This is a genomic window from Planctopirus sp. SH287 (assembly GCF_056500625.1).
This window is the reverse complement of sequence record NZ_CM151403.1, coordinates 3504681-3530759: the sequence shown is the minus strand read 5'-3', so window position 1 is coordinate 3530759 and position 26079 is coordinate 3504681. Positions and strand designations below refer to the sequence as shown.

General features: G+C 52.6%; 19 protein-coding genes. 15 read left to right on the top strand and 4 right to left on the bottom strand.

The genetic code is table 11. From position 1 onward, the window contains the following. The first annotated feature begins 78 nt into the window (after positions 1 to 78). The 3 genes from SH287x_RS13135 to SH287x_RS13125 all read left to right on the top strand — a co-directional run bounded on the left by SH287x_RS13135 (position 79) and on the right by SH287x_RS13125 (position 4804). Positions 79 to 2187, top strand: coding sequence for a hypothetical protein (locus tag SH287x_RS13135; protein ID WP_479514766.1), 2109 nt, complete (start codon positions 79 to 81; stop codon positions 2185 to 2187). A 353-nt stretch (positions 2188 to 2540) separates the two neighbouring features. After that, positions 2541 to 3710 (top strand): isocitrate/isopropylmalate dehydrogenase family protein, encoded by a 1170-nt coding sequence (locus SH287x_RS13130; protein WP_479514765.1) that lies wholly within the window; start codon positions 2541 to 2543, stop codon positions 3708 to 3710. Positions 3711 to 3850: 140 nt separating this feature from the next. Next, positions 3851 to 4804 (top strand): PSP1 domain-containing protein, encoded by a 954-nt coding sequence (locus SH287x_RS13125; protein ID WP_479514764.1) that lies wholly within the window; start codon positions 3851 to 3853, stop codon positions 4802 to 4804. Positions 4805 to 4819: 15 nt separating this feature from the next. Here the strand turns inward: SH287x_RS13125 and SH287x_RS13120 are convergent, their stop codons facing one another. Then, complete coding sequence (locus SH287x_RS13120) at positions 4820 to 5569, bottom strand: SDR family oxidoreductase (RefSeq protein ID WP_479514763.1); 750 nt, start codon at positions 5567 to 5569, stop codon at positions 4820 to 4822. Between the two features lie 113 nt (positions 5570 to 5682). On the opposite strand from SH287x_RS13120, the gene SH287x_RS13115 reads away from it, so the two are divergent. Next, on the top strand, positions 5683 to 6330 hold the full coding sequence (locus SH287x_RS13115) for a TetR/AcrR family transcriptional regulator (RefSeq protein ID WP_479518708.1): 648 nt from the start codon (positions 5683 to 5685) through the stop codon (positions 6328 to 6330). 50 nt (positions 6331 to 6380) lie between these two features. On the opposite strand, the gene SH287x_RS13110 is transcribed toward SH287x_RS13115, so the two are convergent. Beyond that, on the bottom strand, positions 6381 to 6953 hold the full coding sequence (locus SH287x_RS13110) for a TIGR03067 domain-containing protein (RefSeq protein WP_479514762.1): 573 nt from the start codon (positions 6951 to 6953) through the stop codon (positions 6381 to 6383). 421 nt (positions 6954 to 7374) lie between these two features. Between SH287x_RS13110 and SH287x_RS13105 the strand changes: the two genes are divergently transcribed. Together SH287x_RS13105 and SH287x_RS13100 are read left to right on the top strand one after the other, a co-directional pair. Beyond that, complete coding sequence (locus SH287x_RS13105) at positions 7375 to 8355, top strand: DUF1559 domain-containing protein (protein WP_479514761.1); 981 nt, start codon at positions 7375 to 7377, stop codon at positions 8353 to 8355. 136 nt (positions 8356 to 8491) lie between these two features. After that, entirely contained in the window at positions 8492 to 8926 is a 435-nt protein-coding gene (locus SH287x_RS13100; RefSeq protein WP_479514760.1) for a hypothetical protein, read from the top strand. Positions 8927 to 9050: 124 nt separating this feature from the next. On the opposite strand, the gene SH287x_RS13095 is transcribed toward SH287x_RS13100, so the two are convergent. Next, positions 9051 to 12281, bottom strand: a complete 3231-nt coding sequence (locus tag SH287x_RS13095; protein WP_479514759.1) for an efflux RND transporter permease subunit — start codon at positions 12279 to 12281, stop codon at positions 9051 to 9053. After that, entirely contained in the window at positions 12278 to 13762 is a 1485-nt protein-coding gene (locus SH287x_RS13090; RefSeq protein WP_479514758.1) for an efflux RND transporter periplasmic adaptor subunit, read from the bottom strand. The genes SH287x_RS13095 and SH287x_RS13090 overlap by 4 nt, the downstream gene beginning before the upstream one ends. Positions 13763 to 14377: 615 nt before the next feature. Between SH287x_RS13090 and rpoC the strand changes: the two genes are divergently transcribed. From rpoC to rplB, 9 genes are all read left to right on the top strand, one after another. Further along, a complete protein-coding gene (rpoC, locus tag SH287x_RS13085) occupies positions 14378 to 18661 on the top strand; it encodes a DNA-directed RNA polymerase subunit beta' (protein WP_479514757.1) in 4284 nt (1427 codons plus the stop codon). A 462-nt stretch (positions 18662 to 19123) separates the two neighbouring features. After that, complete coding sequence (rpsL, locus tag SH287x_RS13080) at positions 19124 to 19495, top strand: 30S ribosomal protein S12 (protein ID WP_479514756.1); 372 nt, start codon at positions 19124 to 19126, stop codon at positions 19493 to 19495. A gap of 133 nt (positions 19496 to 19628) precedes the next feature. Then, complete coding sequence (gene rpsG / locus SH287x_RS13075) at positions 19629 to 20105, top strand: 30S ribosomal protein S7 (protein ID WP_479514755.1); 477 nt, start codon at positions 19629 to 19631, stop codon at positions 20103 to 20105. A gap of 351 nt (positions 20106 to 20456) precedes the next feature. Next, positions 20457 to 22532 carry an elongation factor G gene (gene fusA / locus SH287x_RS13070; RefSeq protein ID WP_479514754.1) on the top strand — a complete coding sequence of 692 codons (2076 nt, stop codon included), beginning with the start codon at positions 20457 to 20459 and terminating at the stop codon, positions 22530 to 22532. 293 nt (positions 22533 to 22825) lie between these two features. Beyond that, a complete protein-coding gene (gene rpsJ, locus SH287x_RS13065; protein WP_479514753.1) occupies positions 22826 to 23152 on the top strand; it encodes a 30S ribosomal protein S10 in 327 nt (108 codons plus the stop codon). A 149-nt stretch (positions 23153 to 23301) separates the two neighbouring features. Continuing rightward, positions 23302 to 24000 carry a 50S ribosomal protein L3 gene (rplC, locus tag SH287x_RS13060; RefSeq protein ID WP_479514752.1) on the top strand — a complete coding sequence of 233 codons (699 nt, stop codon included), beginning with the start codon at positions 23302 to 23304 and terminating at the stop codon, positions 23998 to 24000. 86 nt (positions 24001 to 24086) lie between these two features. Continuing rightward, positions 24087 to 24722 carry a 50S ribosomal protein L4 gene (rplD, locus tag SH287x_RS13055; RefSeq protein ID WP_479514751.1) on the top strand — a complete coding sequence of 212 codons (636 nt, stop codon included), beginning with the start codon at positions 24087 to 24089 and terminating at the stop codon, positions 24720 to 24722. A gap of 77 nt (positions 24723 to 24799) precedes the next feature. Continuing rightward, on the top strand, positions 24800 to 25108 hold the full coding sequence (gene rplW, locus SH287x_RS13050; RefSeq protein ID WP_479514750.1) for a 50S ribosomal protein L23: 309 nt from the start codon (positions 24800 to 24802) through the stop codon (positions 25106 to 25108). A 79-nt stretch (positions 25109 to 25187) separates the two neighbouring features. Further along, positions 25188 to 26048, top strand: a complete 861-nt coding sequence (gene rplB / locus SH287x_RS13045; protein WP_479514749.1) for a 50S ribosomal protein L2 — start codon at positions 25188 to 25190, stop codon at positions 26046 to 26048. Positions 26049 to 26079 lie beyond the last annotated feature (31 nt).

Genomic DNA, 26079 nt, shown 5'->3' with positions numbered 1-26079 from the left:
CATTCGCGACGGCTAACCGATAATGATCGCCGCAATTTCTGAACAATTTCCGACAGCCTGACATCGAAGGAGTACGCCATGGCGCGGCTCAAAGGTTTTAACTTCAAGTCCCTGCTCGTTGATCACGGCGAAAAAATTGCGCTGGGGACGATCGGCTTTCTCGTGCTGGGTGTTTGGGCAGCGGGGACAAGCTGGATGCCCACGCCGCGATCTCCCGACGAAATGATCCGTAAGGCGAAATCGGCTCGCAAGACCATTGACGAAGGCGTCTGGCCTGCTGAAAAAGCCACAGAATACGGCGTGGTCGCCTATCTGGAGCGGTCATCGCGGTTGCTCAAGCCGATGCCAGCCATTGCAGCTTATGAATTTTCCACGCCTCTTTATTATCCGCTCTATCGTAAGCAGGAGCAGATTAAAGACCCTGACTGGCTCCCCGTGACAGATCTTATTGCTGATGCGGGGACTGCGATCATCGCCATCAGCAAGGGACTGGATTTGACATTGGCAACCACAGAGACCGGAGATCTCACCAAGTCAATCGAAGAAGTCGACACGGAGTTCGCGCTCAGAAATGGCGCAGGGGGCGCAGCAGGAACTCCGGGTGAAGGTGCACCGGGGGCCGAGGGCTATGTCCCGCCAAACCCCTATCAGGATATGCCCATTTCTTCGGATCCTTACGGGACTGAAGGGGGCGGCGGAACGGTTTCGAGCATCGAAGCCCGTGGTGTTCGTTACGTCTCTGTTCGCGGTATTGTGCCGCTTCAGCAGCAAGTCGCCAAAATTCAAAAAGCTTTGAATCTTCAAAGCCTGACTGAAGCGGAGCAGTATCTGGAAATTCTTGATTTCAAGCTCGAACGCCAGGAAGCGATTGCTGGCGAGAACCCTTGGGCTGGAAAATGGGAGTCTGTGGACATCAAGGCCGATGCCCAGGTACTCAGCGAGTCGCCATCGTTTGATATCGATCCCTTCGATGCACGCATCGTTGATGCGGCCATTACCGCTCCATTGCCTTTGCGGCTGATGGGATATTGGGGGGATCATGCCACCCACCCCAAAATCCGCAACTTTACTTTAAGTGCAGACGAGCAGAGAAAACAGGAACGCTTTCTCGACAAAATGCTGGAAGTCGCTGCCAAGGAGCGGGATCTTCTGACTCAGAACCAGCGTCCTTCCCGTCGTGGATTTGCTGTGGTACAGCGAGACTTTCGTGCCCTGCAAACGTCCATGTTGAGTTCAGGCAGTTCGGATCAGATCCTCAGCCAGATGTCGACAGCGATGGCCGTTCCCGGAGCCAATGCGCTGTCCCAACAGCAGCTTCGCAAGATGCTGGATACTGCCGGTGGCCGGCTGTTGTTGTTCCGTTACATCGACTTTCAAGTCAAGCCGGGACGTGCTTATCGTTACCGTGTCAAGTTGATGTTTACCAACCCGAATTACAACCTTCCCATCGAACAGATTGTTGATCCTTCGGTGGCAGCTGGAGCTGAACGCGAGTCTTCCTGGAGCACGATTTCCAATCCGGCAATCGTCCCCGCAGACGTGAAATATTTCCTGACCGGCAGTGAACGTGATCCCGTTCGTGATTTGACACGATCCATCCGCAAGGCCGTGGCGAATATTTCGGTTTATCAGTGGGATGCCAAACTGGGTTCTCTTTTGAACACAACGCTGGATCTCAACTCGATTGGTCAGGTCATCAAGGACAACAAAAAGCTCAAACGGGCCGACCTTGGTGCAGGAACCTATGACGAAACTGAAATCCTCATTGGAACGACGGACATTCTGCTGGATGTTTCCTCTGATCTGGAAGTGAATGTGACGACTCAATCCAAAACTCCCGTTCATATGGCAGAACTCGGACTGACCCCCGTGAGTGGCAAAGTGAATTTTGGGCTGGTGCCTGAAGCGATCATTGTGAATGAGGCAGGCCAGATGGAGTTTATTGACACTCAAACGAACCCCAAAGATCGTGCTGAGTTAAAGCGACGTCATGAGGGAGAAACCAAAGTCTACGAGACATTCACCCCTCCTCCGACACAATCCACGCTGGATGGGCTGATTTCAGGAGGGGAAGAGGGCGGTTATTATCCTCCTGGCATGGATGACCCTTCAACACGCAAGGTCAGTGCCCGAAAAAGAGCCCGTGGAAAAGCTGGTGTTCCGCAGCCAGGAATGTCTGCTCCCTGATCCAGATGTTCTGAACGGGCAAATGACTGCTCATTAAAGGCGGAATTGCCGGTTGGCAAACTCAGCACAATTCTTCCGATCCGATGGCCAGACGCTTGTGCAGGCCATCGGATCTTTGTGTTTGGTGAAGACTTCCCGGAGTTTTGCGGCTCACAGGCTTGGAGAGTGGTTCGCTGCTCCGTTATGCTCTCCACATCCTGATGAAATCTCACCGCCAAACAGGGCGGCTGAATTGAAGGTGGCTCTGTCTCGACGATAGACAGCCTGCCGGAACATTTCAGATTGCCCTGCAGTGTCGGTTCGAGAAAATTCATCCTGTCGCAAAACTTGCCCCAGTCTGGAAAGATCTTGATATGTATGACGTCACGCTGATTCCCGGAGATGGTGTTGGGCCAGAAATCGCCGAAGCCACCCGCCGTTGTGTGGAAGCGACCGGAGTAAAGATCAACTGGGACGTCCAGGAATGTGGCATCGAAGTCATTGAAAAAGTGGGCAAAGTTCCTGAATCGGTTTTGGCATCCATCCGCAAGAACAAGGTGGCTCTCAAGGCTCCGATCACGACACCGATTGGCAAAGGCTTCCGTAGCGTTAACGTCTTCTTGCGCCAGGAACTGGGACTGTTCGCCTGCCTCCGCCCTTGCAAGAGCTATAAGGGTGTCCGCAGCTATTTCTCGAACACACCGGTTGATCTCGTCGTGGTGCGGGAAAACACCGAAGACCTTTACGCAGGCGTGGAATTCCAGGCGGGCCTGCCGGCAACGGCTGAGTTAATCGAAAAGATCAACGCCCTTGCCACGGGCAAGAAGATCTCCACCGGCCTCAAGACCACTGGCGTTTCCATCAAGCCCATGAGCTATGAAGGGACGCGAAACATTGCCAACTTTGCCTTTGATTTTGCGGTGAAGAATGGCCGTAAGTCGGTCACGAGCGTCTGCAAGGCCAACATCATGAAGTTCACTGATGGCCTGTGGTATGACGAAACCCGCGCTGTCGCTTCAGCTTATGGTGCCAGGTACGAGCAGCCAGAACTGAAGGTTGCTGCCGATCCTGAACTGGCTGGTAAGGCCGGTGATGGTTCCCAGGTTGCCTATATGGAACGTCTGATTGACAACATGTGCATGCAGCTTGTCCAGAAGCCGGAACTCTACGATGTGATCCTGCTTCCGAATCTGTACGGCGATATTCTCAGTGATCTGTGTGCTGGTCTTGTCGGTGGCCTGGGTGTGGCTCCCGGTGCAAACTACGGCCCAGACGCCGCTATTTTTGAAGCCACCCACGGAAGTGCGCCCAAGTATAAGGGCCAGAACAAAGTGAACCCGACAGCACTGATCCTTTCAGCCAAGTTGATGCTGGAACACCTGGGCGAAGATAAGGCCGCTGCCCGGCTGGATCAGGCGGTTTCCGAAATTATTGCTGAAGGGAAGGACGTCACCTACGACCTGAAGACCGACCGCAATGATCCGTCGGCCGTCGGAACTCGGGAAATGGCTGACGCGATCTGCAAACGCGTCCAGTCACTCTAATCAGCTTTGATAAAACGCTGATCATCACGCTCGCAGGGTGGGTTCTGCCTGCCCTGCGACTTGGCTCGCTCAGTGCCCGTTGTGAGAACATGGCGCAGAGCTTAGGGTCAATCCCTCACCCGTCAAGGTTGAACAAGTTCATGGATATTTCGGCTCCTTCCAGTCAGTCGTGGGTCGTCCGCTATGGCGTCACACGCTTGCTGGGCGAGTTTTCGATTCGTGCTTCACACATTCCCGTGTCTCGTGGGACACAGGTCATTGTTCGTTCTGATCGTGGGATGGAATGGGGAGAAGTCCTTTGTGCAGCGACTATCAGCACACGAGAGTGGTTGGGGATCGATAAAGAAACAGGCAAAATCCAACGCTTGCCAACATTGGAAGACGAGCGGCAGAAAGACCGTGTTGCCGAACTGGAAGTTGAAGAGTTCGCCAGTTGCAAGCAGTTGATCAGTGAGATGTCGCTCCAGATGCAGCTTGTCGATTCCGAGCGGATTTTTGGCGGTGAACGAATCGTTTATTACTATGTTGCCGAGCAACGAATCGACTTTCGCGAACTGGTCAAGGTTCTGGCGAAACGACACCAATCCCGCATTGAAATGAGACAAATCGGAATCCGTGATGAGGCCCGCCTGCTGGCCGACTACGGAGATTGCGGGAAACCCGTTTGCTGCAATACTCATCTGAAGGAGATGCCGCCCGTCTCGATGAAGATGGCCAAATTGCAGAAGGCAACGCTTGATCCTTCAAAAATTTCCGGTCGGTGCGGTCGCCTCAAATGCTGCCTCAGATACGAGTACGACACTTACGAAGAGCATCGGAAAGAACTTCCCGCACCAGGAGCTGTTGTCGTCACAAAATTGGGACAGGGGAGAGTTGTTGCTCAGGAACTGCTCGCGAAAAAACTGATGGTGGCCTATGAAGGTCAGCGAACAGTTCTGACCGACCTGAAAGACATTATCACCGTGGTCGGCAAGAAAGGCTTGCCTGCTGCTGTTGAGCGAGAGATGGAGAACGAGGAGAGCGAAAACGAACACGCCCATGAGGCCGCTTCAAAACCGCCCCGCTCACCACGCCCGCCTCGAACAAACTCATAAACAACTCGTCAGGCTTCATGCCTTTGCCCACTCAATCGCATCGGCTCCAGCCGGCAAACGGATTGGACAGTTTGGATAAGTGACAGCCTGCCACACCGCCTCCGCAACATCTTGTGAACGTGTGATCGGGCCTCCATCGCTAAACATCGCAAAGAGGTTCTTTGTGAGTTCGGCATAGGCCGGGTGATCAAGACCCTGCATCCGGTTGCGGCCATTTTCAGCAAAAGAGGTTTCGGGAGCACGCCCGGGCAATACCAGGCGTACCCGGACACCAAACGAGTCCAGTTCCACCGCCAGACTTTCGGTGAACGCATTGACTGCCGCTTTGCTTGCCGCATAAGCCCCCGTCAGAGGGATTGATTTCAACGTAATGCTCGATGAGACATTCACAATCACTCCGGCTCTCCGTTCACGGAATTGTGGGATCACCGCCTGAGTCAAAGCCATCGTGCCAAAGGTATTCGTCTCGAAGACATCGCGCACCGTTGCCATTGAACCGACTTCAAAGGGAAAAGCTGTGCCAATCCCCGCATTATTGACCAAAGCATCAATCGGGCCAGCGGCTGCGACCGCTCGAAGAATGCTGTCTGGATCAGTGACATCCAAAGCCAGCACGCGCAAATGATCCGATGGTGGCAGAACATCCTCACGCGGCGTCCGCATCGTGGCGATGACTTTCCACTCGCGTTCAAGAAAATACCGGGCGATTTCAAGACCGAATCCCGACGAACAGCCAGTAATCAGAATCACGGGTTTGTCTTGCATTGTGTTTTCCCTGTCTTGCATGCTGGGGATAATGTTGTCTGATAAAGTGAGCACCGGAATCGGAACGCTGCTCCATTTTATTCGGAACATTGTTCCGATTGTCAAGAGGTGTCATTTTGAAAAAGCCAAAAAAAAGCGTGGAAAGTGGCCAGCAGTCCCATGAGCCGGCCAGTCGCCGCGTACGCGCGGATGCCCAACGCAACTTAAATGCTTTGCTGGAAGCCGCTAAGGCCGTGTTCCTGACTTCAGGCGTCGATGCTCCCGTGAGGGAAATTGCCGAGAAGGCTGGTGTCGGACTCGGCACCGTTTATCGCCACTTTCCGCAAAGGTCAGATCTGATCGTGGCTGTGATCCGATACGAAGTTGATGCTTGTGCAGATGCCGCATCGGCCCTGGCAGAGAAGCATCAACCGTTCGAGTCCCTCTCGCGATGGATGCAGCGTTTTATGGATCTTGTGGCGGCCAAACGTGGGCTGGCGACCGCGCTACACTCCGGTGATCCTGCCTATGACGCGTTGCCGGCTTATTTTCAGGATCGCCTGTGCCCCGCTCTTCAAACTCTCCTTGATGCTGCCACAGAGTCGGGCGAGATACGATCGAACGTCGATCCCTATGACCTGCTGCTGGCGGTTGCCAGTTTGTGTTGCATGTCATCTTCTCCCGCACTTGAAGCTGGCCCTGATCATGCACGACGCATGGTCACATTGCTCATCAATGGGCTTCGCTACAAGGCTGACGAAGCAAGCCGTGAGATGATCTGAGACCACGCTCAAAATTCCTGCGATGAGCCATTCCGGTCAAAATGAGAATTTTAACCAGGGCCATCTGGCAGTAATGCCTTAGCTCCCGTGGCCTTTGCGATCTTTCGTTTGAATTTGAAAAGGATCGTTCGCGTTGTGTCGGTCGATTCAAACAGATCCGGACGAGGGGCGCCAGGGTCGAGGTGGCCGCAGATCACAAGTTGGCCCTTGTCGTCGAACTGATAGATCACGCCAGTGGTCTGGCCGCGCTGTGGGCCTTCTTCCGCCGTCAGTTCGATCTGTCGCGGTTCGCGATCGGTCAAAAGCTGATAGCGAAACTTAACCGGCGCAGGCTCTGGTGAAGGCAACTCACCTTCTTTGAGTTTACGAGCCGGCGAGGGGGGATAAAGCTTCAATTCTTCTTTTTCAAAAATCACCTTCAGCCCCGCAATGTTCTCCATCGGCACAGGCAGCCCGACAAAGATGAACTCCACCGGCACCCACTCGCCCAGAACCCGCTCCCCGTCGGGTTGAGTGGCGGCTGGAACCTCGGAGTCAGCCGCACTGGCCAGATTCATTGCAAACATCAGTACCGGCATCAGAAACGTGAGCGACAGCAGGCCTCGAAAACTCATCGGGTTCATCGTTTACCTCTCCATTCAGCGATATGGAAAATTCGCGAACAGCACAACCGCTGGAATCATTTTCTGATGAGGATCTGTCAATCAACCAACGAATCCAATCATCGAATTGTACCGTGTTCGGAGTAGTCTACTGAAACACTTCCGTTACACCTCTTGGAAAATCTCATCCTCTGAGTGATCGACCATGCGAGCTGCGCCTGTCGTAATTCCGCGAATGTTAAGTTGTGGTGAATTTGCGGGAATTACCTCGCTAACGAAGTCATCAAGTTCACGATATTCCAGCGTCAGATCAGCAGGTCATGATCTGACCGCCTCACGAAAGTCAGGTTCTCGATCTGACAGTTACTGTAACGTATTTGATATCAACAAGATGCGGCAGCTGGTTGCTTTTTCAGAGATATTTCATTCATAAGGTGCGTCAATGAAGTTTGTGCGTTCTTATCGCTCAGGAGAGCCTTGTGGCTTGCCACTTCAGGCTTTCAGGTCTGGCAATTTTTCCACCCGAAAGGGATTTACGCTGATTGAGTTACTGGTGGTGATTGCCATTATTGCCCTGTTGATCGCGCTGCTTCTGCCGGCCGTACAACAAGCGAGAGAAGCAGCGCGTCGGACACAGTGTCGGAACAATCTCAAGCAATTGGGATTGGCGATGCACAATTATCATGATGTCGCCGGGACGTTGCCCATTGGTGTGATGCGGGCGGGTGCGAATCTCACGATCACGGTGAGCGGGTACACCTGGTTCCGCCGCATTCTGCCATATATCGACCAGGCAGCGATCTATAATGCCTACGATCAGAATACGAATTACTATAGTGCCAATCCGAATCGTGCGCTGAGTCAAACTGTCATTCCCATGCTCCTGTGTCCTTCAGATACGATCGCTCGCTTTTTTAACGATATTCCACAGTACAATTATCTCGTCAATGTCGGTAATACGAACATTGGTAAAGGGAATGTCAACGGAGCCGTTTATTCTGCGGGGCCGTTTGACTTTACAGATACGAGAGAAGGTAAGGCGATTTCGTTTTCAAAGATCACGGATGGGCTATCGAACACTCTGATGATGGGCGAGATTCGAGTAGGAACAGCCTCGCCGGATTATCGGGGACTGGTGCAATACGGCATGAATGCCTCATTAACCGGAAACCTGCCGCCTAACACACCGATCTCTGATCTTGTTCCCTCGGGGCAATGTGTGAGCACTATCGATCACCCTTGTGGTTTAGGCTCGAATACCGGCTACACGTATCAACTGTCGATGCGCAGTCGTCACACGGGAGGTGCTCATGCCCTCTTTTGTGATGGTTCCGTCAAGTTCATCAGCAACAATATTGACACCGCCGCGGTCCGCTCTTTAAGCACAATTGCTGGCGGCGAAATCGTTGGCGACCAGTTTTAAGGTGATTGTCAAATTCCGTCCGACGATGTCATACCTTTTAATACCTCAGTTTCGACCTCTCTGCGATATGGTGTGAAGCTGCCGTCTGTCTTGATGAGGCCAAACGTGCGGCCTCGTATCAACTGGGAGAGTTCAATTGTCACTATCGATGCGATGGATGGTCTGCTTTGGCCTCAGCCTGCTATCGCTGGCAGGCTGTGGAGCAGGCGCATCCAGTCAGCAAGAGCGTTTTGAAGTCAACGGTATCGTACGATTGAACGGGGAGTCGCTCGAAACCGGAAATATCATTTTCTATCCCGAAGCTAACGCCACAATTGTTTCTGGAACCACGATTCAGGATGGCAAGTTCCTGCTCCCCGTTTCTCAAGGGTTGCCGGCGGGAAAATATCAAGTGGCCATCACATCACTGGTTGTGGAGGGGCCTGTGTCGACCGATCCCGATGAACTGATCGAAAACCCTCCAGATACGATCTCTTTGATTCCCAATAAATATAATGTAGAGACAGAGTTGATCTCCGAAGTCACACAAGGGGTTGATAACTTCTTTATCTACGACCTGTGGACTAAATGATTTAAATGAAGCGATGGTCGAGAGAAAACGAAAACGGGCAGGTGCCTGCTTGTGCTGCACCTGCCCGAAGTGAGAGTTGATAGAGAACTGCGAAACTCTGGATGAGTATTTACTGGGTGAGTATTTAGCTGTGATTCTCGTTGGAGAGATGAGCCGAATGCTCGTGATGAGGCTGTGGTTGGGTGCCATGTTCTGATTTCTTGTGATGGGCGAACTGTGGCCCCCAGAAACGATCGGTCAGACCACGCAGCACCACATAAAACGCGGGGGTGAGGAATAGGCCGAAGATGGTGACCCCCAGCATCCCTGCGAACACGGCAGTCCCCAGTACCTGTCGCAATTCAGCCCCCGCACCATGAGCGCGTGCCAAAGGCAGCACACCCAGGATGAATGCGAAGGAGGTCATCATGATCGGACGCAACCGAAGTCGGCAGGCTTCAACCGCGGCTTCAAACCGATCTCGTCCTTCTTCTTCCAGCTGCTTGGCGAACTCAACAATGAGCACCGCGTTCTTCGCCGCCAGACCGATCAGCACCACAAAGCCGATCTGTGTGATAATGTTATTATCCATTCCACGCAGCCAGACACCTCCGAGAGCAAAAGGAAGGCAGACGGGGGCGATTAGAATAATGGCTAAAGGGAGCGACCAGCTTTCATACTCAGCCGAGTGAACAAGGAACACGAAAAGAACGCACAATGGGAAGATGTAGAGAGCCGTATTCCCGGCGATTTTTTCCTGATAGGCAAGTTCAGTCCACTCGATGGACATCCCTTGAGGCAGCACTTCTTTAGCGAGTCGCTCGATGGCCGCAATCGATTCTCCCGAGCTATGGCCCGGCTTAGTATCTCCTTGAACTTCTGCGGCGGGAAACATGTTGTACCGCACGACCCGATCCGGCCCGCTTTTCCAGTCGACACGCATGACGGAACCCAGAGGAACCATCGCGCCGTTGGCATTGCGGGTTTTTAATCGCAGGATGTCGTCGGCATTAAGTCGAAAACTTCCATCAGCCTGCGCCCGAACCTGAAATGTTCGGCCAAAGAGGTTGAAATCGTTGACATAGGCAGACCCCAGGTTGACCTGTAAAGCCTCAAAGACGTTGGCAATGGGAACGTTCAGCATACTGGCTTTGACGCGGTCAATATCGGCGTAAAGCTGTGGCGTTCCGGCACGGAAGGTGGTGAAGACAGAGGCCAGCGAAGGTTCTTTTCTGGTGGCTGCAATCAGATCATCCGTCGCTTCCTGCAAGGCCTTCGGGCCGTAACCGCCACGATCCTGAATAAGGAACTTGAAACCACCAGACGTTCCTAAACCCTGCACCGGCGGAGGGGGGATGACGAAGATGGTCGCATCGGGAATTTTGGAGAGTTCCGCCTGGACTTCAGCAAGCAACTGCATGGCGCTGGGGTCGTCGTGATGACGTTCTTCAAACGGACGGGGAATCAGGAAGATCGCGCCGGCATTGGGACTGTTCGCGCGGGTGGCTCCCGAGAACCCCACAAAGCTGACCGCATGCTCAATGGCGTGGTGTTCGAGTGCGATTTCTGTTGCCCGTTTGACTACGGCGTCGGTACGTTCCAGTGAAGCTCCATCGGGAAGCTGCACAACGGTGATCAGGTAACCGCGATCCTGAGCAGGAATAAAGCCCGTGGGAACTTCCCGAAAGCCGTAAATAGTGACCGCTACCAGCGCGACGTAAACCGCGAGTGGGAAGAACGCATAGCGAACCATCACCGCCACTGATTTTCCATAAATAGCGGTCATGGCATCAAAGACCATGTTAAAGAGCCGGAAAAACCACCCCAGGAAAAAGTCCCAGATACGGGTGAACCAGTCTTTCTTGGCATCGTGGGGCCGAAGAAGAATGGCACAGAGGGCAGGGCTTAATGTCAATGAGTTGAAAGCCGAAAGGAGCGTTGAAACAGCAATGGTCAGGGCAAACTGTTTATAGAACTGACCAGTGATTCCTGAGATAAAAGCCGTGGGAATAAACACTGCCGATAGACCGACAGCAATCGCGATGACCGCTGCTGTCACTTCGTCCATCGCTTTATAAGAGGCTTCGCGAGGCGATAGGCCCATCGCCATGTGTCGCTCGACGTTCTCGACCACCACGATGGCATCATCCACCACGATACCAATTGCCAGCACCAGACCAAACAGCGAGAGCATGTTCAGTGAGAACCCAAAGGCGGACATGGCCGCAAATGTTCCCACCAGTGACACGGGGATAGCTGCTAAGGGAATGAGCGTTGCACGCCAGTTTTGGAGAAACACCAGAATCACAATCACCACCAGGATGACGGCTTCATACAGTGTGTGCAGCACGGCTTCGATTGACTCTTCCACAAAGACCGTCGGGTTGTAAACAATCCGGTATTCAACCCCTTTGGGGAAGCTTTCCGAAAGTTTTTTGATGGTTGCCTGCACGGCCTGCGCCGTCGCAAGGGCGTTAGCACCTGGACGCAGAGCAATCACTGTCGCCACAGCGGGCTTGTTATCGAGATAACTATTGACGGCATAATCGCGAGCACCCAGTTCGATTCGGGCAATATCTTTCACACGAACCACCCGGCCATCTTCCCCGGTGCGGATGATGATATTTTCAAACTGAACGGGATCGGCCAATCGTCCCAATGTATTCACCGGCAACTGAAAATCCGCACCGCCAGGAGTCGGCGGTTGCCCGATCACGCCGGACGCCACCTGAATGTTCTGGCCTTGCATGGCACGGATCACGTCGCCAGAGGTCAGCGCCAGATGCGATAGTTTTTCGGGATCGAGCCAGACGCGCATACTGTATTCGCGCAACCCGAAGAGATTCACGTCCCCCACACCATCGACGCGAGCAATGGCGTCCCGGATCTGTATGAGCGCGTAATTTCCGACATAGAGTTGGTCGAACGAGTCATCGGGAGAGGTGATGTGAATCACCATGAGAATATCGGGAGATGTCTTCACCGTGGTGACGCCCAGGCGGCGAACGTCTTCAGGAAGACGGGGTTGTGCGACAGCCACCCGGTTCTGCACCAGCACCTGGGCCTTGTCGAGGTCAGTCCCCAGCTTGAAAGTGATGGTCAGGGACATGGCCCCGTCAGTTGTGCACTGAGAAGACATGTAGAGCATGTCTTCGACGCCGTTGACTTCCTGTTCGATGGGAGTCGCCACGGTTTCAGCAATCACCTCTGGAGAGGCACCAGGGTAAGAGGCTCGCACCACAATCGTGGGTGGCACAACATCAGGATATTGCGCTGCAGGAAGATTGAGGTAAGAAATCCCACCGAGAATCATGATCACCACAGAAACGACTGTGGCGAAAATTGGTCGATCAATGAAGAAGTGGGCAAGTCTCATTCAACCACCTCGTCACTGCTGGAGGAAATCAAACGCAATGGCGAAGCTTTCCCGCTGATCGCCTGCTGGGGACGCTCACCGGGAAGCCGCAAGGGATTCCAGGACGTCAGCGGCTTCTTGCTGGGAGCCTTGAGCCATTTTTCCTCAGGAACGGGATCAAAAGTGTCGGGAAGACCATCATCGGTCGCGATAATCGTGTCGACTTCAGTCGTGACGGTTACTCCCGGTCGCACGCGTTGCAGGCCTTTGAGGATGATCATCTCGCTTCCATCCAGCCCCGTGCGGATGACACGCAATCGATCCACAATCGGCCCCAACGTGACGGACTGGCGAACGACTTCGTTTTTCTCATTCACTTTGAGAACAAATTTTTCGGCCTGATCTGTTCCAATCGCCTGGTCGGGGATTAAAACCGCCTGATATTTAGCACTTCCGGGAATGCGGACACGGGCAAACAGGCCGGGAGTCAGTGTTAAATCTTCATTCGCCAAAATCGCCCGAGTCCTGATCGTGCCCGTTTCTTGATCGAGGCGGTTATCAATAAAGTCGGTCTGCCCCTCATGAGGGAACACTCCATGTTCGTCAGCCAGGGCGACAAACACAGGGTTCCGGACATCAACGGAGGCGTGTGGCGTCCCCTTTTTGGCTAATTGGCGGTAACGCAGAAAAGCGGCTTCATCCGCATCAAAGACCACGTGAATCGGATTGAGAGAGACAATCGTGGTCAGCAAGGTGGATTGGGATGATCCCCCGCTGATCAGATTCCCCTCAGTGACATCGCGATTGCTGATGCGTCCTGTGATGGGGGCTGTGACCTGAGTGTAGAAGAGGTTCAACCGTGCGATTTCTCGCAGGGATTTTGCCGTTTCCACGTTAGCCAATGCAGTAATCTTGTTGGCTTCTGCAGAGGCCACGCGAGCTTCAGCGGCTTCGACATTGGCTTCAGCCTGGGCAAGTTCGGCCTCTCGGGTATCAAGGTCTTCCTGTTGTGCCGCTTGCCGCGCCACCAATGAACGCCAGCGTTCTACCGTTCGCTTGGCAAGATCCAGTCTTACCCGAGCAGAGGTGGCTTCAGCCTTTGATTGGGAGAAAGCCGCTTCCGTCTGGGCAATCGCGGCTTCAGCAGCAGCGACATCGGCGTCAGACTTGTTGACTTCTGCAATAAATGGCCGCTGATCGATGGTGGCCAGAAGATCGCCCTGCTTGACAAGCTGTCCCTCTTCAAAATGGGTTTCAGAGAGATAGCCACTGACGCGAGCGCGAACTTCGACAAATTCCACAGCTTCAAACCGGCCCACATATTCGTCCCATTCCACCACAGGCTCAATAAGTGGTTTGGCAACAGTCACGTGTGGCGTGGGAGGCGGGGCGGCCGCCACTGGCTTTTTGCACCCGGAAAGCGAGGGAAGCATTCCCAAGGCTATCAGATTGAAAAGTGTGCCATAAGTTAGCCATCGCCAACGAGTTCGGAGTGGAGGCACCAACATCCTGTTGGATTGGAAAATAAGACTCATCGTACAGCCCTGTTGAACTGAAAATTTCATTTTTAGAAAGCTGATCTCGCAGGCATTGCCATCGTCATGGGAGATTTGCATGCTCGTTAGCCGTGCAAACTGTTTTATAGGATTACGACGAGAATTGCTGGATTTCGTGGGAATACCTTAAGGGAGACGCTGCTCTCAGCATTACAGCGATGAAAGACATCTCTTTCAGGGATTGGTTCTCATTGGCAATAAAAATGATGGAACATCAATCGAAGTTGTAGGTTATGCGAGCTGGCCCAAGACCGCAGGGAACAATGGTCAGAGAAAACTCAGGGTGAGTAAGTGATTTTAGGAACACTTCTTGTTTGTCGTTGCAATACAGAGAAAAATAAGGTTCAGAAAAAATTGATTAACCCTGTTAACATGCGAAAACACTTGAAATGACTGTCGTAGTCTCGTGGAAACTCGTGTCGAATATCGGTGCAGAAAAGAAATTCATGGTCAGGTCAAGGAGAAAATCGGCAAGTTTGTTGCAGGTCAAGGCATTGACGTGATACCCTCACCTGTTGCTGCGCAATCTGCGCAGAATCTGATTCGCACAAGGAGTGTTGGGTGAGCACCGGCGAAACATCGTACGATCGCGTCAATGAGTTCTCTTCGATCAAGATCAATCTGGCCAGTCCTCACGACATCAGGAGCTGGTCTTTCGGTGAAGTAAAGAAGCCGGAAACGATCAATTACAGAACGTACCGACCCGAGCGGGACGGCTTGTTCTGTGAGCGCATCTTTGGGCCTGAAAAGGACTGGGAGTGTGCTTGCGGTAAGTACCGCGGGATGAAGTACAAGGGGATGATCTGTGATCGTTGTGGCGTAAAAGTCACGCACAGTCGCGTGCGTCGCAAGCGCATGGGTCACATTGAGTTGGCCGCTCCCGTTGTGCATATCTGGTTCTTCAAGAGTATGCCCAGCCGTCTGGGGGCGTTGCTCAATGTGAAGACCACGTCGCTGGAGAAGGTCGTTTACTTCCAGGACTATCTGGTAATCGATCCTGGCGATACGACCCTTAAGATGGGTCAGTTGCTGACAGAAGAAGAATATCGTCAGGCCAAGACCAAGTTTGGTGAAGGCAGCTTCGACGCCGATATGGGTGCCGATGCTGTCAAGAAGATGCTTCTTAATCTCAATCTGGTTGAGATTTCCCAGCAGCTTCGTATCGAGCTGAAGAAGACGAACAGTCAGCAGAAGAAAAAAGAGCTGATCAAGCGTCTGAAGATTGTGGAAGCCCTGCGCGACAGCGATAACCGTCCCGAGTGGATGGTGCTTGACTGCGTGCCGGTGATTCCTCCCGATCTGCGTCCGCTCGTTTTGCTGGATTCAGGCAACTTTGCCACCAGCGATTTGAACGACTTGTACCGGCGGATTATCAACCGTAACAACCGCCTTAAGAAGCTCGTTGATCTCAACGCTCCCGAGGTGATCGTTCGCAATGAAAAGCGAATGTTGCAACAGTCGGTTGACGCCCTTTTTGATAACAACCGCTGTAAGCGTCCTGTGCTCGGTTCATCCAACCGTCCGCTAAAGTCGCTGACCGATATGATCAAGGGCAAGCAAGGTCGTTTCCGCGAAAACCTTCTGGGGAAACGCGTTGACTACTCTGCTCGTTCGGTGATTGTTGTTGGCCCGACGCTGAAGCTGCACCAGTGCGGTCTTCCCAAGAAGATTGCCCTGGAGCTTTACCAGCCATTCATTATCCGCCGTCTCAAGGAACTCGGCCACGCCGATACCATCAAGTCGGCCAAGCGAATGCTGGAACGTCGCGATGAAGAAGTGTGGGATATTCTTGAAGAAGTCATCACGAATCATCCTGTGCTGCTGAATCGTGCTCCGACGCTGCACCGTATTGGTATCCAGGCGTTTGAACCACAACTGGTGGAAGGGAATGCGATTCGTATTCACCCGCTGGTCTGTCGTGGTTTTAATGCTGACTTCGACGGCGACCAGATGGCCGTTCACTTGCCGCTTTCCATCGAAGCTCAAGTGGAAGCTCACACGCTGATGATGTCGACGCACAACATCTTCAGTCCCTCCAACGGTGCCCCCATTATCAGTCCTTCGCAGGACATCGTGATGGGTTGCTACTACCTGACGATGAAGAAGCCGGGCCTGATTGGCGATGGCATGACTTTCTCGTCAACACAGGAAGTCTTCACCGCTTTTCAGCACGGAAAGGTGCGTCTGCACTCAACCGTCCGTGTTCGCCTGCCCAAAGACAAGCGGGTTAAGGGCGAAGGCGTTGAGACCTTCAAAAAGGGTGGTCTGGTTGAAACCAGCGTGGGGCGCGTCGTGTTCAACGACATGATCTCCAGCAAGATGGCTTTCTATAACTACACCATGAAAGGCCGTGACCTGGCTGGTGTGATTTCCGATTCCTATCTGGAAATGGGCCGCCGCGAAACGATCGCGCTGCTCGACCGGATGAAGGAAATGGGCTTCCGCGAATCGACCCGCTCGGGTCTGTCTTTTGCCGCTAGCGATCTGAAGACGCCCCCTAACAAGGATAAGGTGATTTCGGATGCTGAAGCCGCCGTTCTCAAGTTCCAGAAGAACTATGAGAAGGGGATTATTACTGCTAAAGAGCGATACGAGCAGACTCTTGACCGTTGGACTCAGGCACGCGAACTGATCACCGTGGCGATGATGGAAGAGTTCAAGAGCGACGTTCGCGATGAAGGTCGCTACGTCAATCCGATCTTCCTGATGGCCGATTCCGGTGCTCGCGGTGGTGTCGAACAGATTCGTCAGTTGGCTGGTATGCGTGGTTTGATGGCTAAGCCTAGCGGCGAAATCATCGAAACCCCGATCAAGGCGAACTTCCGTGAAGGCTTGACGGTACTCGAGTATTTCAGCTCGACACACGGTGCGCGTAAAGGTTTGGCCGATACGGCACTCAAGACCGCTGATTCGGGGTATTTGACTCGTAAGCTGGCAGACATTTGTCAGAACCTGGTCATTACCTTGAATGACTGCAAAACCACCAAGGGGATTACCCGTGGTGTGATTTATCGCGGTGAAAAGGTCGAAGTCGGTTTGGCCGATGCGATCCGTGGCCGCGTCAGTCGCACAAATATTGTGAATCCCGTGACCGACGAAGTGATCGTGCGTGAAGACGAACTCATCACGATTGAAATCGCTCGCAAGATCGAAGGGATGGGCCTGGAGAAGATCCAGGTTCGCAGCCCGATGACCTGCGAGGCCGGCCTGGGCATTTGCCAATTGTGCTACGGTATGGATCTCTCGACCGGAGCGTTGGTGGAAGAGGGTCTGGCGGTCGGTACGATTGCCGCTCAGTCGATCGGTGAACCGGGTACTCAGTTGACGATGCGTACCTTCCACGTGGGGGGGACAGCCTCTCGCGATGTGGAAGAAAGCGAAATCAAATCCCGCAAGGGCGGTCGAGTTCGCTTTGCCCGCGTTCGTAGCGTGGTCAATGCTGATGGCAAGGCGGTCGTGCTCGGTCGAAATGGTGAAGTCACCGTGGTTGACAGCAAGGATCGTGAGCTTGAGAAGTACACGATTCCTAACGGGGCGATTCTGCAGGTTGCTGAAAACGATTTGATCGAATCTGGCCAGATCCTGTGCACATGGGATCCGCACTCAGTGCCAATTCTCTGTGAAGTGGGTGGTAAGGTTCGCTTTGAAGATCTGATCGAAGGCCAGACCGTTCGCTCCGAAACTGACAAAATGGGGAACGTCCGTAAGACGATTATCGAGCACAAGGGGGATCGACATCCTCAGATCGTGCTCGAAGATCAAGCGGGCAAAATCCTGGACTTCTACTACCTGCCAGAGCGGGCCACGATCGAAGTGCTGGAAGCCCAGCAGGTCGCTGCCGGTTCGATTCTTGCCAAGAACCCTCGCGAGTCGATGGGTACGCAGGACATCACGGGTGGTCTGCCTCGCGTGACGGAATTGTTTGAAGCACGAAAGCCCAAAGATCCTGCGATTATTTCTGAAATCGATGGTGAAGTGGAACTCGTCGCCGAGAAGAAACGCGGCAAGCGGATCATCAAGGTCAAGGGTGTTGACGGAACTGAACGCGAGCACATTATTCCTCACGGCAAGCAGTTGCTCGTCCACTCGGGTGAGCAGGTGAAGGCCGGGGATGCTCTGGTTCGTGGCCCGCTGGTGCCTCACGATATTCTGGCGGTCAGTGGTGAAGAGGCAGTGCATGCTTACCTCCTCCACGAAATCCAGAACGTCTATCGTTCACAGCGCGTGGGGATTGATGACAAGCACATCGAGCTGGTTGTGGCTCAGATGTTGCGTAAGGTTCGGGTTGACGACGTGGGTGACACCACCCTGCTGCCTGGCGTGTTGATTGACCGGTTTGAATTCCGCAAGATCAACCAGAAGGTTCAGCAGTGCGGTCGCGTGACCGATCCCGGCGATACGGAATTCCACGAAGGCGATATCGTTCCATTGGAAACGATCGCTCAGGTGAATGAGGAAATCGAAGCCACTGGTGGTCAGCCCATCAAGACAACGAAGCCTCGTTCGGCATCGGCCAGCACTCAGTTGCTGGGGATCACCAAAGCCGCCGTGCAGAGCGAAAGCTTCCTGTCGGCAGCCAGTTTCCAGGAAACTACCAAGGTGCTGACAGAAGCGGCAATCGCCGGCAAGTCAGATCACCTTGTGGGATTGAAGGAAAACGTGATCCTTGGTCACCTGATTCCTGCTGGAACCGGGTTCAAACTGCACCAGAAATCGGAAGTGCGTATTCGTCCGGAAGCTCTTGCCGAGCTGACAGCCGAACGCGATCGAATTCTGGCGGCCCGAGCCAATCTTCTGAACGAACCAGAGATTTCCCCGAACAGCGGTTTGGGTCGTCTCGAGTAAGTTTGATCTCCCCAGATGATTTTCGCTTTCAACAACCGGGGAGAGAAATTTCTCTCTCCGGTTGTTGGCGAAATCCGAGTTGAAAGTGAACACATTTTTCAGCTCATGCGTCTGAAAGGCAGGCATTGAGAAGAGGCGTTAATCCCGCTTCCAACAGACGTCGTGCTGATTTTGCTAAATTCATTAATGATGATCAGTTTGCGGTTTCACCTGTGTGGAGCCACATTTCAGGCTTGGTTCAAGGCTTCCAATTGCTTGCGACACGAAGTTAACAGTCGCGATGCCTGTTTGGTTGAAGTCCTGAAGAGTGGTTGCTAAACTCTTTGGTTCGCAAGTTCAAATTGTACTGTATCTGGGCGAATGAGCATCTGGATGTCGTTGTAAGCCAAGTGTTTACAGCGGCTTGCTCAATAGCTCTTGGTTTTCGCAGCTTCGCTGCGATTCGACGGATAGACCGAATCTATGCCCACGATTAATCAGCTGGTTCGTAAGCCACGTGTCAAGCAGCCAAACCGGACGAAGTCTCCGGTGCTTGAAGCTTGCCCTCAAAAGCGAGGCGTGTGCTTGATGGTAAGGACGATGACTCCCAAGAAGCCAAACTCGGCTCTGCGGAAGATCGCTCGTGTTCGCCTGTCGAACGGTAAGGAAATCACTGCGTATATTCCCGGTGAAGGCCACAACCTTCAGGAACACTCGATTGTTCTTGTTCGCGGCGGTCGTGTTCGCGACTTGCCCGGTGTGCGTTACAAAATTATTCGCGGGGTTCTCGATACCCTGGGCGTTAACAACCGTAAGCAGGCACGTAGCCGTTACGGCACCAAGCGTCCTAAATAAGCACTTTACTGAAGAAGATCACTTCGCCATCACCACGATCCCGAGGTTTGGTGTTTGTTGGTTTCTTCGGTGGCTGCTTTACTGTTGATGTGAGTGAGCTCCGTATCGATATCGTTTTTTGTTCGAGAGAGTTATGTCAAGCAGCAAGTTCACCGCCAGTGTTGATCAATTAAAGCCCGATACCCGGTACGGCTCAAAGCTCGCCTCGAAGTTCATCAACTGCCTGATGCACGACGGTAAGAAGAGTGTTGCCGAAGGCGTGTTCTACGCTGCTCTCGACATCATTGCCGAGAAGATTCCCGATCGCAGCCCGATCGAAATTTTTACGCTGGCTGTTGATAACTGCCGACCAAACGTGGAAGTTCGCTCACGCCGCGTGGGTGGAGCCAATTATCAGGTGCCAACTCAAGTGCGGCCCAAGCGACAGCAGACTCTGGCGATTCGCTGGATTCTTGCCGCTTGCCGTGGCAAAAAGGGGCGACCTATGCACCGTAAGTTGGCCGAAGAATTCATGGCCGCTTTCCGCCGTGAAGGTGCTGCAGTCACTTACCGTGAAAACGTCCACCGTATGGCTGACGCTAACAAGGCATTCGCTCACTTTGCGAACTAATGCTTGTCGATTATCGAGGGATTGAGTTCCGCTACATTCGGGGTTCTCTTCTTCTTGTGATTCGCTAAGCCTGTTCGATATTTGCATTGCACAATAATCTAGAATGCGACGCGATCCCAAGGGTTGTGTCGCATTTTTTATTTGATATTGGCCGGATAAAGACAGGCTACGACGAGTCGATTTTCTGGCAGCGTTGGTTCTGTTGATCTGGTAGCTGTCGTGTAAATCGCTATTTGACAAGATCGCCTGCATGATGGCGGTTTTAGGCTGTGGCTGTTTCTTGAATGACCGGACTTTCTGGCTTGGCTCTCGTAGAAATATTAATGCTCTGCTGTGAAGAGAGGTGAGATAATGATTCGAGACATCACCAAGATCCGTAACATTGGAATTATTGCGCACATTGACGCCGGTAAGACGACGACGACAGAGCGAATCCTCTATTACGCTGGCGAAATCCATCGGCCGGGAAGCGTCGATGAAGGCACCACGGTGACTGACTTCGATCCAGAAGAAGCACAGCGCGGAATTACCATCTATTCAGCTGCCATCAGCTGCCACTGGCGCGATTGTTCAATCAACATCATTGACACGCCTGGTCACGTTGATTTCACCGCTGAAGTGCAACGCAGTCTCCGTGTGCTGGATGGCGGAGTTGTCGTATTCAGCGCAGTGGAGGGGGTCGAGGCCCAGAGTGAAACTGTCTGGAGGCAGGCCGATAGTTTTCACGTTCCCCGAATTTGTTTCATCAACAAGATGGATCGTATTGGTGCTGGTTTTGACCGAGTCGTGGGGCAGATCACGGAAAGGCTTCATGGGTCTCCTCTGGTGTTGTCGATTCCAATCGGCTCCGGGCCAGTCACTAATGAGGACGGTTTTGTCGGGATTATCGATCTTTTACGGATGGAGGCGGTCTACTTTAATAAGGAGTCGCAGGGGCGTGAAATTCGCCGCGAACCGATCCCGGAATCAATGGCCGATGCTGCGGGATTGCAGCGGATGCAACTGCTTGAAACGGTGGCCATGCTGGATGACGAAGTCTTCGGCATCTACGACGAAACCGACGATATTCCTCTGGAGCACCTTCTGCGGTTAATTCGCCAGGGAACAGTGGCCGGGCAGTTCCAACCGCTACTGTGCGGGTCATCGCTCGATTACATTGGTGTTCAACCTATCCTGGATGCTGTGGTTGACTATCTTCCCAGCCCGGCGGATGTCCCCCCCGTCCAGGGACTTCATCCTAAAAAAGAAACAACCGAGGTTCGCAAAGCTGAAGAAAGCGAGCCATTCGCCGGTCTGGTTTTCAAAGTGCAGGTGGATGAACATTCCGAGCTTTATTTTGTGCGAGTTTATTCTGGTGTTCTGAAAAGTCGTTCACGGATGCTCAACCCTCGGACTGGCGACAAAGAACTGATCAGTCAACTCTGGAAAATGCAGGCTGACTCGCGGGTGAAGCTTGAAGAGGCCGGTGCCGGCGATATTGTCGGGGTGGTTGGTCCAAAGAGTTCAGTGACTGGCGATACGCTTTGCGAAGCCAATCAGCCCATTCTGCTGGAGTCAATCAGTTTTCCGGAAACAGTCATCTCGATGGCCATTGAGCCTGAGACCAGTGCTGACCGAAAGAAGCTGGAGGACACTCTGAAGCTTCTGGCCAAGCAGGATCCCACATTCCGTGCCAAAATCAGCGAGGAGACTGGCCAGACCATTGTGAGTGGAATGGGAGAACTGCACCTTGAAATCATCAGCAAACGCATGGAGCGTGACTTTCATCTGAAAATGCGGGTTCACAAGCCGCGGGTCACCTACCGGGAGACGATAAAGAAGGCGATCGAAATCGAAGAGGTTTTTGATCGGCAGGCCGGTGCCACGTCCCTTTATGCTGCTATTAAATTGCGAGCAGAACCATTTGAGGGGGCGCAGCCGGTTGTTGTTGAAAACAAGATGAAGCCAGGGGCCTTCCCGCAGGAAATGACGCAGATTCTCATTCAGGCAATGAACGACGAATCGAAAAGTGGCGGCACCGTGGGGTATCCATTAATGAACTTAAAACTGACAATTTTAGGGGCCAGTTACCGTGAAGGAGAAACGACAGAAGTCGCAATCCGTGCCGCGGCAGCAGCTGCTGTTCGTCGGGTGCTCAGTGAGGCCGGAGTCTTGCTGCTCGAACCCGTCATGAAGTTGGAAGTCGTAACCCCGCCAGACTTTGTAGGCAATGTGACTGCCGATTTAAACTCCAGGCGTGCCTCAATCATGAATCAAGGGTTACAGGGAAATCTGGTCGTGATTGATGCCGAGGCACCATTGTCTCAAATGTTCGGCTACTCCACTCAGGTGCGCAGCTTGTCGCAAGGTCGCGCATCGTACTCCATGGAGCCTTTGCGATTTGCCCCGGCACCAGATTCCGTGCTCAAAACCATGCTAGGCGAGTAGTTAAAACGTCAGTGATAACGCATGCCGCACAGGGGGGCATGTGACGCTTATGTCTCACGTTGATCAAAAAAACGATCAATCGAGGTAAGGTGTTCCCGAAAGTTTCTTATGAGACAAAATCCCTGGAGTAACAGAAGTGCCTGAATTCGTGCGAAATTACTAATGCGGTACTTGTCAATGCCGGTTGATTGACATTCGGTTGGCCCCTTCTTAGAATCTTCGCTCCGCCCGAAAGTCGGAGTATTTGCCGCTGACAGGGCCGTGCATAAGTTGTTGACTGAAGGGAAGTTCGAGTGGCTGGTCAAAAGCAGGAAAAAATTCGCATTCGGATGGAAGCCTACGATCATTCCGTGCTTGATCAGTCGGCGACTGATATTGTCGATACAGCCAAGCGAACCGGTGCGATTGTGCATGGGCCAATTCCGTTGCCCACGCGAATCGAGCGATATACAGTCTTGCGTTCACCTCACATTGATCGCAAGTCACGAGAGCAATTCGAGATTCGCACTCACAAGCGATTGATCGATATTATTCAGCCAACCGGGAAAACGATTGATGCCTTGAATAAGCTCTCGTTGCCTGCTGGTGTGGATGTTAAAATCAAGGCGACCGCGGGCTAGGCTGTTGTCAGCTCTCGGTTTAGTGTTTTCTTTCTGCGAGATTATGTTGCCTGGTTGGCAGTGTTGTCTTGTTAGTGTGGTTTAAAGTTTGCGGATGATGCCCGGCTTTGTCGGTGTGCAGTCCGTCTTTCAGGTCAGGGCTTCTTATAATGCCTAGTGGTTTGCTTGGTCGCAAAGTTGGCATGACTCAGGTTTTCACTCCTCAGGGAGAGGCGATTCCTGTGACTGTCATTGAGTGTGGCCCTTGCGTCGTGATGCAGGTTCGCACCCCGGAGCGTGACGGGTACTCCGCTGTTCAGTTGGGCTTCTCGGATAAGCCGCGTCGGTTGGCATCGCGATCTGAGCGTGGTCATGTCGCTGCTCTTGATAGCAAGCGGCAAAAAGCTCTTGCTGCCGCAGGTGTCGCGGTGGTTGAGAAGGCGAATTGCGAACCCAAGAAGTATGTTCGCGAGTTTCGAGTAACTCCTGAAGAGGCCGGCAATTATTCGGTTGGGCAAGTGTTGACTGTCAATCAGGTGTTTGGTGAAACTAAGCACGTTGATGTCATCGGTACCTCCAAAGGTCGTGGTTTTGCCGGTGTTATGAAGCGTCATAACTTTCACGGAACCTGCGCAAGCCATGGTGTGAAAAAGGTTCACCGCTCCGGCGGTTCAACAGGACAAAGCACTGATCCTGGTAAGGTGTTTAAAGGCACTAAGATGCCTGGTCACTACGGTAACGCTCAAGTGACGGTTCGTCGCTTGGAAGTCGTTCGTGCTGATGACGATAATGCCGTGTTGCTGGTTCGTGGTGCAGTTCCTGGTTATAGTGGCGGTTTCCTGCGGATTCGCCAAACCAACTGCAAGTAAATCCTCCAGCTAATGTGCGGCTTTCTTCTGTATAGCAGACGAAATTGATTTTTTTCGCTATCGTTTTTTACCAGAGCGGCAGATAGATGATCACTCTTCCAATTCATACACAATCTGGCGAAGCGACCGGTCGTAATTACGAGTTCGATCCCGCTGAGTTGGCCTCTGATATCAATAAGCAGCTCCTGCACGACGCTGTTGTGATGTATCAGGCGAATCTTCGCCAGGGGACTTTTAAGTCCAAGAGCCGCGCTGAGATTGCAGGCAGCAAGCAAAAACTGTTTAAGCAAAAAGGGACTGGTCGCGCCCGTCAGGGTAATAAGCGACAGCCTGTACGTCGTGGTGGCGGTCATGCTTTTGCTAAGCGTCCTACAGATTTCAGCTATCGATTGCCCCGCAAGGCTCTCCAGTTGGCAACGCGAATGGCTTTGCTGAGCAAGTTTCAGGATGGCGAAGTGACCGTTCTTGAGTCATTGAAGCTTGATGCCCCTAAGACGAGCGTTGTTTCTTCGCTGCTCAAGAAGCTGGGTTTGGATACCAAGAGTTGTCTCTTTAGTATTGCAGACCATGATGTTAATGTCTGGAAGTCGGCACGCAATATACCAAAGGTTGGCGTTTCGCCTGCCGCGGGATTGAATGCTTACCAGTTGCTTCTTCGTAAGCAACTGGTCGTAACAACAGAGGCCTTAGATCTTCTGCGTAAACCATCTCAAGCTGAGTAGTGTTTTAGCCTTAGTAGTTTCGCATATTTAGCTTTGTATCGTGTTGACTCTCCCGTTTTTGGGAGCGAGGTGCTTAGATGGCAATTGTTCCTAAATCTGGCGTGGTTCTTGAGTCTTACCAGGTTATCCTGAAGCCGTTAATTACGGAAAAAGGGACTTACCTTTCGACCAAGCGAAATGCTTACACGTTCCAGGTTAACCCATTAGCTAATAAGCATGACATTAAAGTCGCTGTAGAAACTCTTTTCTCTGTTAAAGTAGAAAAGGTTCGTACGCAGAATCGGCTTGGTAAGCCTCGCCGTCATCGCATGAAGCTTGGTTATACCTCATCTTGGAAAAAAGCCATTGTTACTCTCAATCCCGATGATCGCATTGCGTTCTTCTAGGATTATTGACTGGCATTTATTTCTTAGTTTTAGATTTGTGATAGTTAAGTCCAGGTTATGGGCTGATTGGGATTGAATTATGGGTGTCCGCTTTTATAAGCCAACAAGTGCCGGCCGGCGAGGCGGGATGGTCAGCGATTTTGCTGAGATCACCGATCGGAAGAAGAAGCCGGAAAAGTCTTTGGTCATCCCTTACAAGAAGACTGGCGGACGAAACTTTCAGGGGAAGATCACCAGTCGTCATATTGGTGGCGGCCATAAGCGGATGTACCGCCTGATCGATTTTAAGAGAAATAAGGACGGTGTGGTTGGTTTGATCACTCATATCGAGTACGATCCCAATCGAACCTGCCGCATTGCTTTGGTGCAATATGAAGATGGCGAGAAACGATACATTCTCGCTCCTGAAGGTCTTGCCGCCGGCGCAAAAATCATGAGTGCCAAGGAAGGCTTAGAGCCTCTCGTTGGTAACTGTATGCCATTGGAAAAGATTCCAACGGGTACATCAGTGCATAACATTGAGCTTCAGCCAGGCCGCGGTGGTCAGCTCTGCCGAAGTGCAGGTGTTTCCGCAGTTGTTAACGCTCGCGAGGCGGGTTGGGCTCAAATTACCCTGCCTTCGGGTGAGGTTCGTCGCGTACCTGCAAGTTGTCGGGCAACTATTGGCGTGCTCGGTAATGGTGAGCATATCAAGATTGTGATTGGTAAAGCCGGTCGCGTCCGTTGGATGGGTAAACGACCCTACGTTCGTGGTAGCGCGATGAATCCTGTCGCTCACCCGATGGGTGGTGGTGAAGGCCGTCGCTCTGGTGGTCGTCATCCAGTTAGTCCTACAGGGAAGCTGGCTAAGGGCGGTCGTACTCGTAACCCGAAGAAGCCAAGTCGCAATGCTATTGTTCGTCGACGTAAGTCGGTTCGCTATGGCCAGTTGAAGCTTTGATCTTGAAGTTTTTGCGTCAAAAAATCTTGTG

Bases quoted from the DNA above. Each gene is read 5' to 3' on its own strand.
- rplB (WP_479514749.1), top strand. From the start codon at position 25,188: ATGGGTGTCCGCTTTTATAAGCCAACAAGTGCCGGCCGGCGAGGCGGG.
- rpsL (WP_479514756.1), top strand. From the start codon at position 19,124: ATGCCCACGATTAATCAGCTGGTTCGTAAGCCACGTGTCAAGCAGCCA.
- rplC (WP_479514752.1), top strand. From the start codon at position 23,302: ATGCCTAGTGGTTTGCTTGGTCGCAAAGTTGGCATGACTCAGGTTTTC.
- rpsG (WP_479514755.1), top strand. From the start codon at position 19,629: ATGTCAAGCAGCAAGTTCACCGCCAGTGTTGATCAATTAAAGCCCGAT.
- rplW (WP_479514750.1), top strand. From the start codon at position 24,800: ATGGCAATTGTTCCTAAATCTGGCGTGGTTCTTGAGTCTTACCAGGTT.
- SH287x_RS13120 (WP_479514763.1), bottom strand. From the start codon at position 5,569: ATGCAAGACAAACCCGTGATTCTGATTACTGGCTGTTCGTCGGGATTC.
- SH287x_RS13110 (WP_479514762.1), bottom strand. From the start codon at position 6,953: ATGAACCCGATGAGTTTTCGAGGCCTGCTGTCGCTCACGTTTCTGATG.
- SH287x_RS13130 (WP_479514765.1), top strand. From the start codon at position 2,541: ATGTATGACGTCACGCTGATTCCCGGAGATGGTGTTGGGCCAGAAATC.
- SH287x_RS13095 (WP_479514759.1), bottom strand. From the start codon at position 12,281: ATGAGACTTGCCCACTTCTTCATTGATCGACCAATTTTCGCCACAGTC.
- SH287x_RS13135 (WP_479514766.1), top strand. From the start codon at position 79: ATGGCGCGGCTCAAAGGTTTTAACTTCAAGTCCCTGCTCGTTGATCAC.
- fusA (WP_479514754.1), top strand. From the start codon at position 20,457: ATGATTCGAGACATCACCAAGATCCGTAACATTGGAATTATTGCGCAC.
- rplD (WP_479514751.1), top strand. From the start codon at position 24,087: ATGATCACTCTTCCAATTCATACACAATCTGGCGAAGCGACCGGTCGT.
- SH287x_RS13105 (WP_479514761.1), top strand. From the start codon at position 7,375: ATGAAGTTTGTGCGTTCTTATCGCTCAGGAGAGCCTTGTGGCTTGCCA.
- SH287x_RS13125 (WP_479514764.1), top strand. From the start codon at position 3,851: ATGGATATTTCGGCTCCTTCCAGTCAGTCGTGGGTCGTCCGCTATGGC.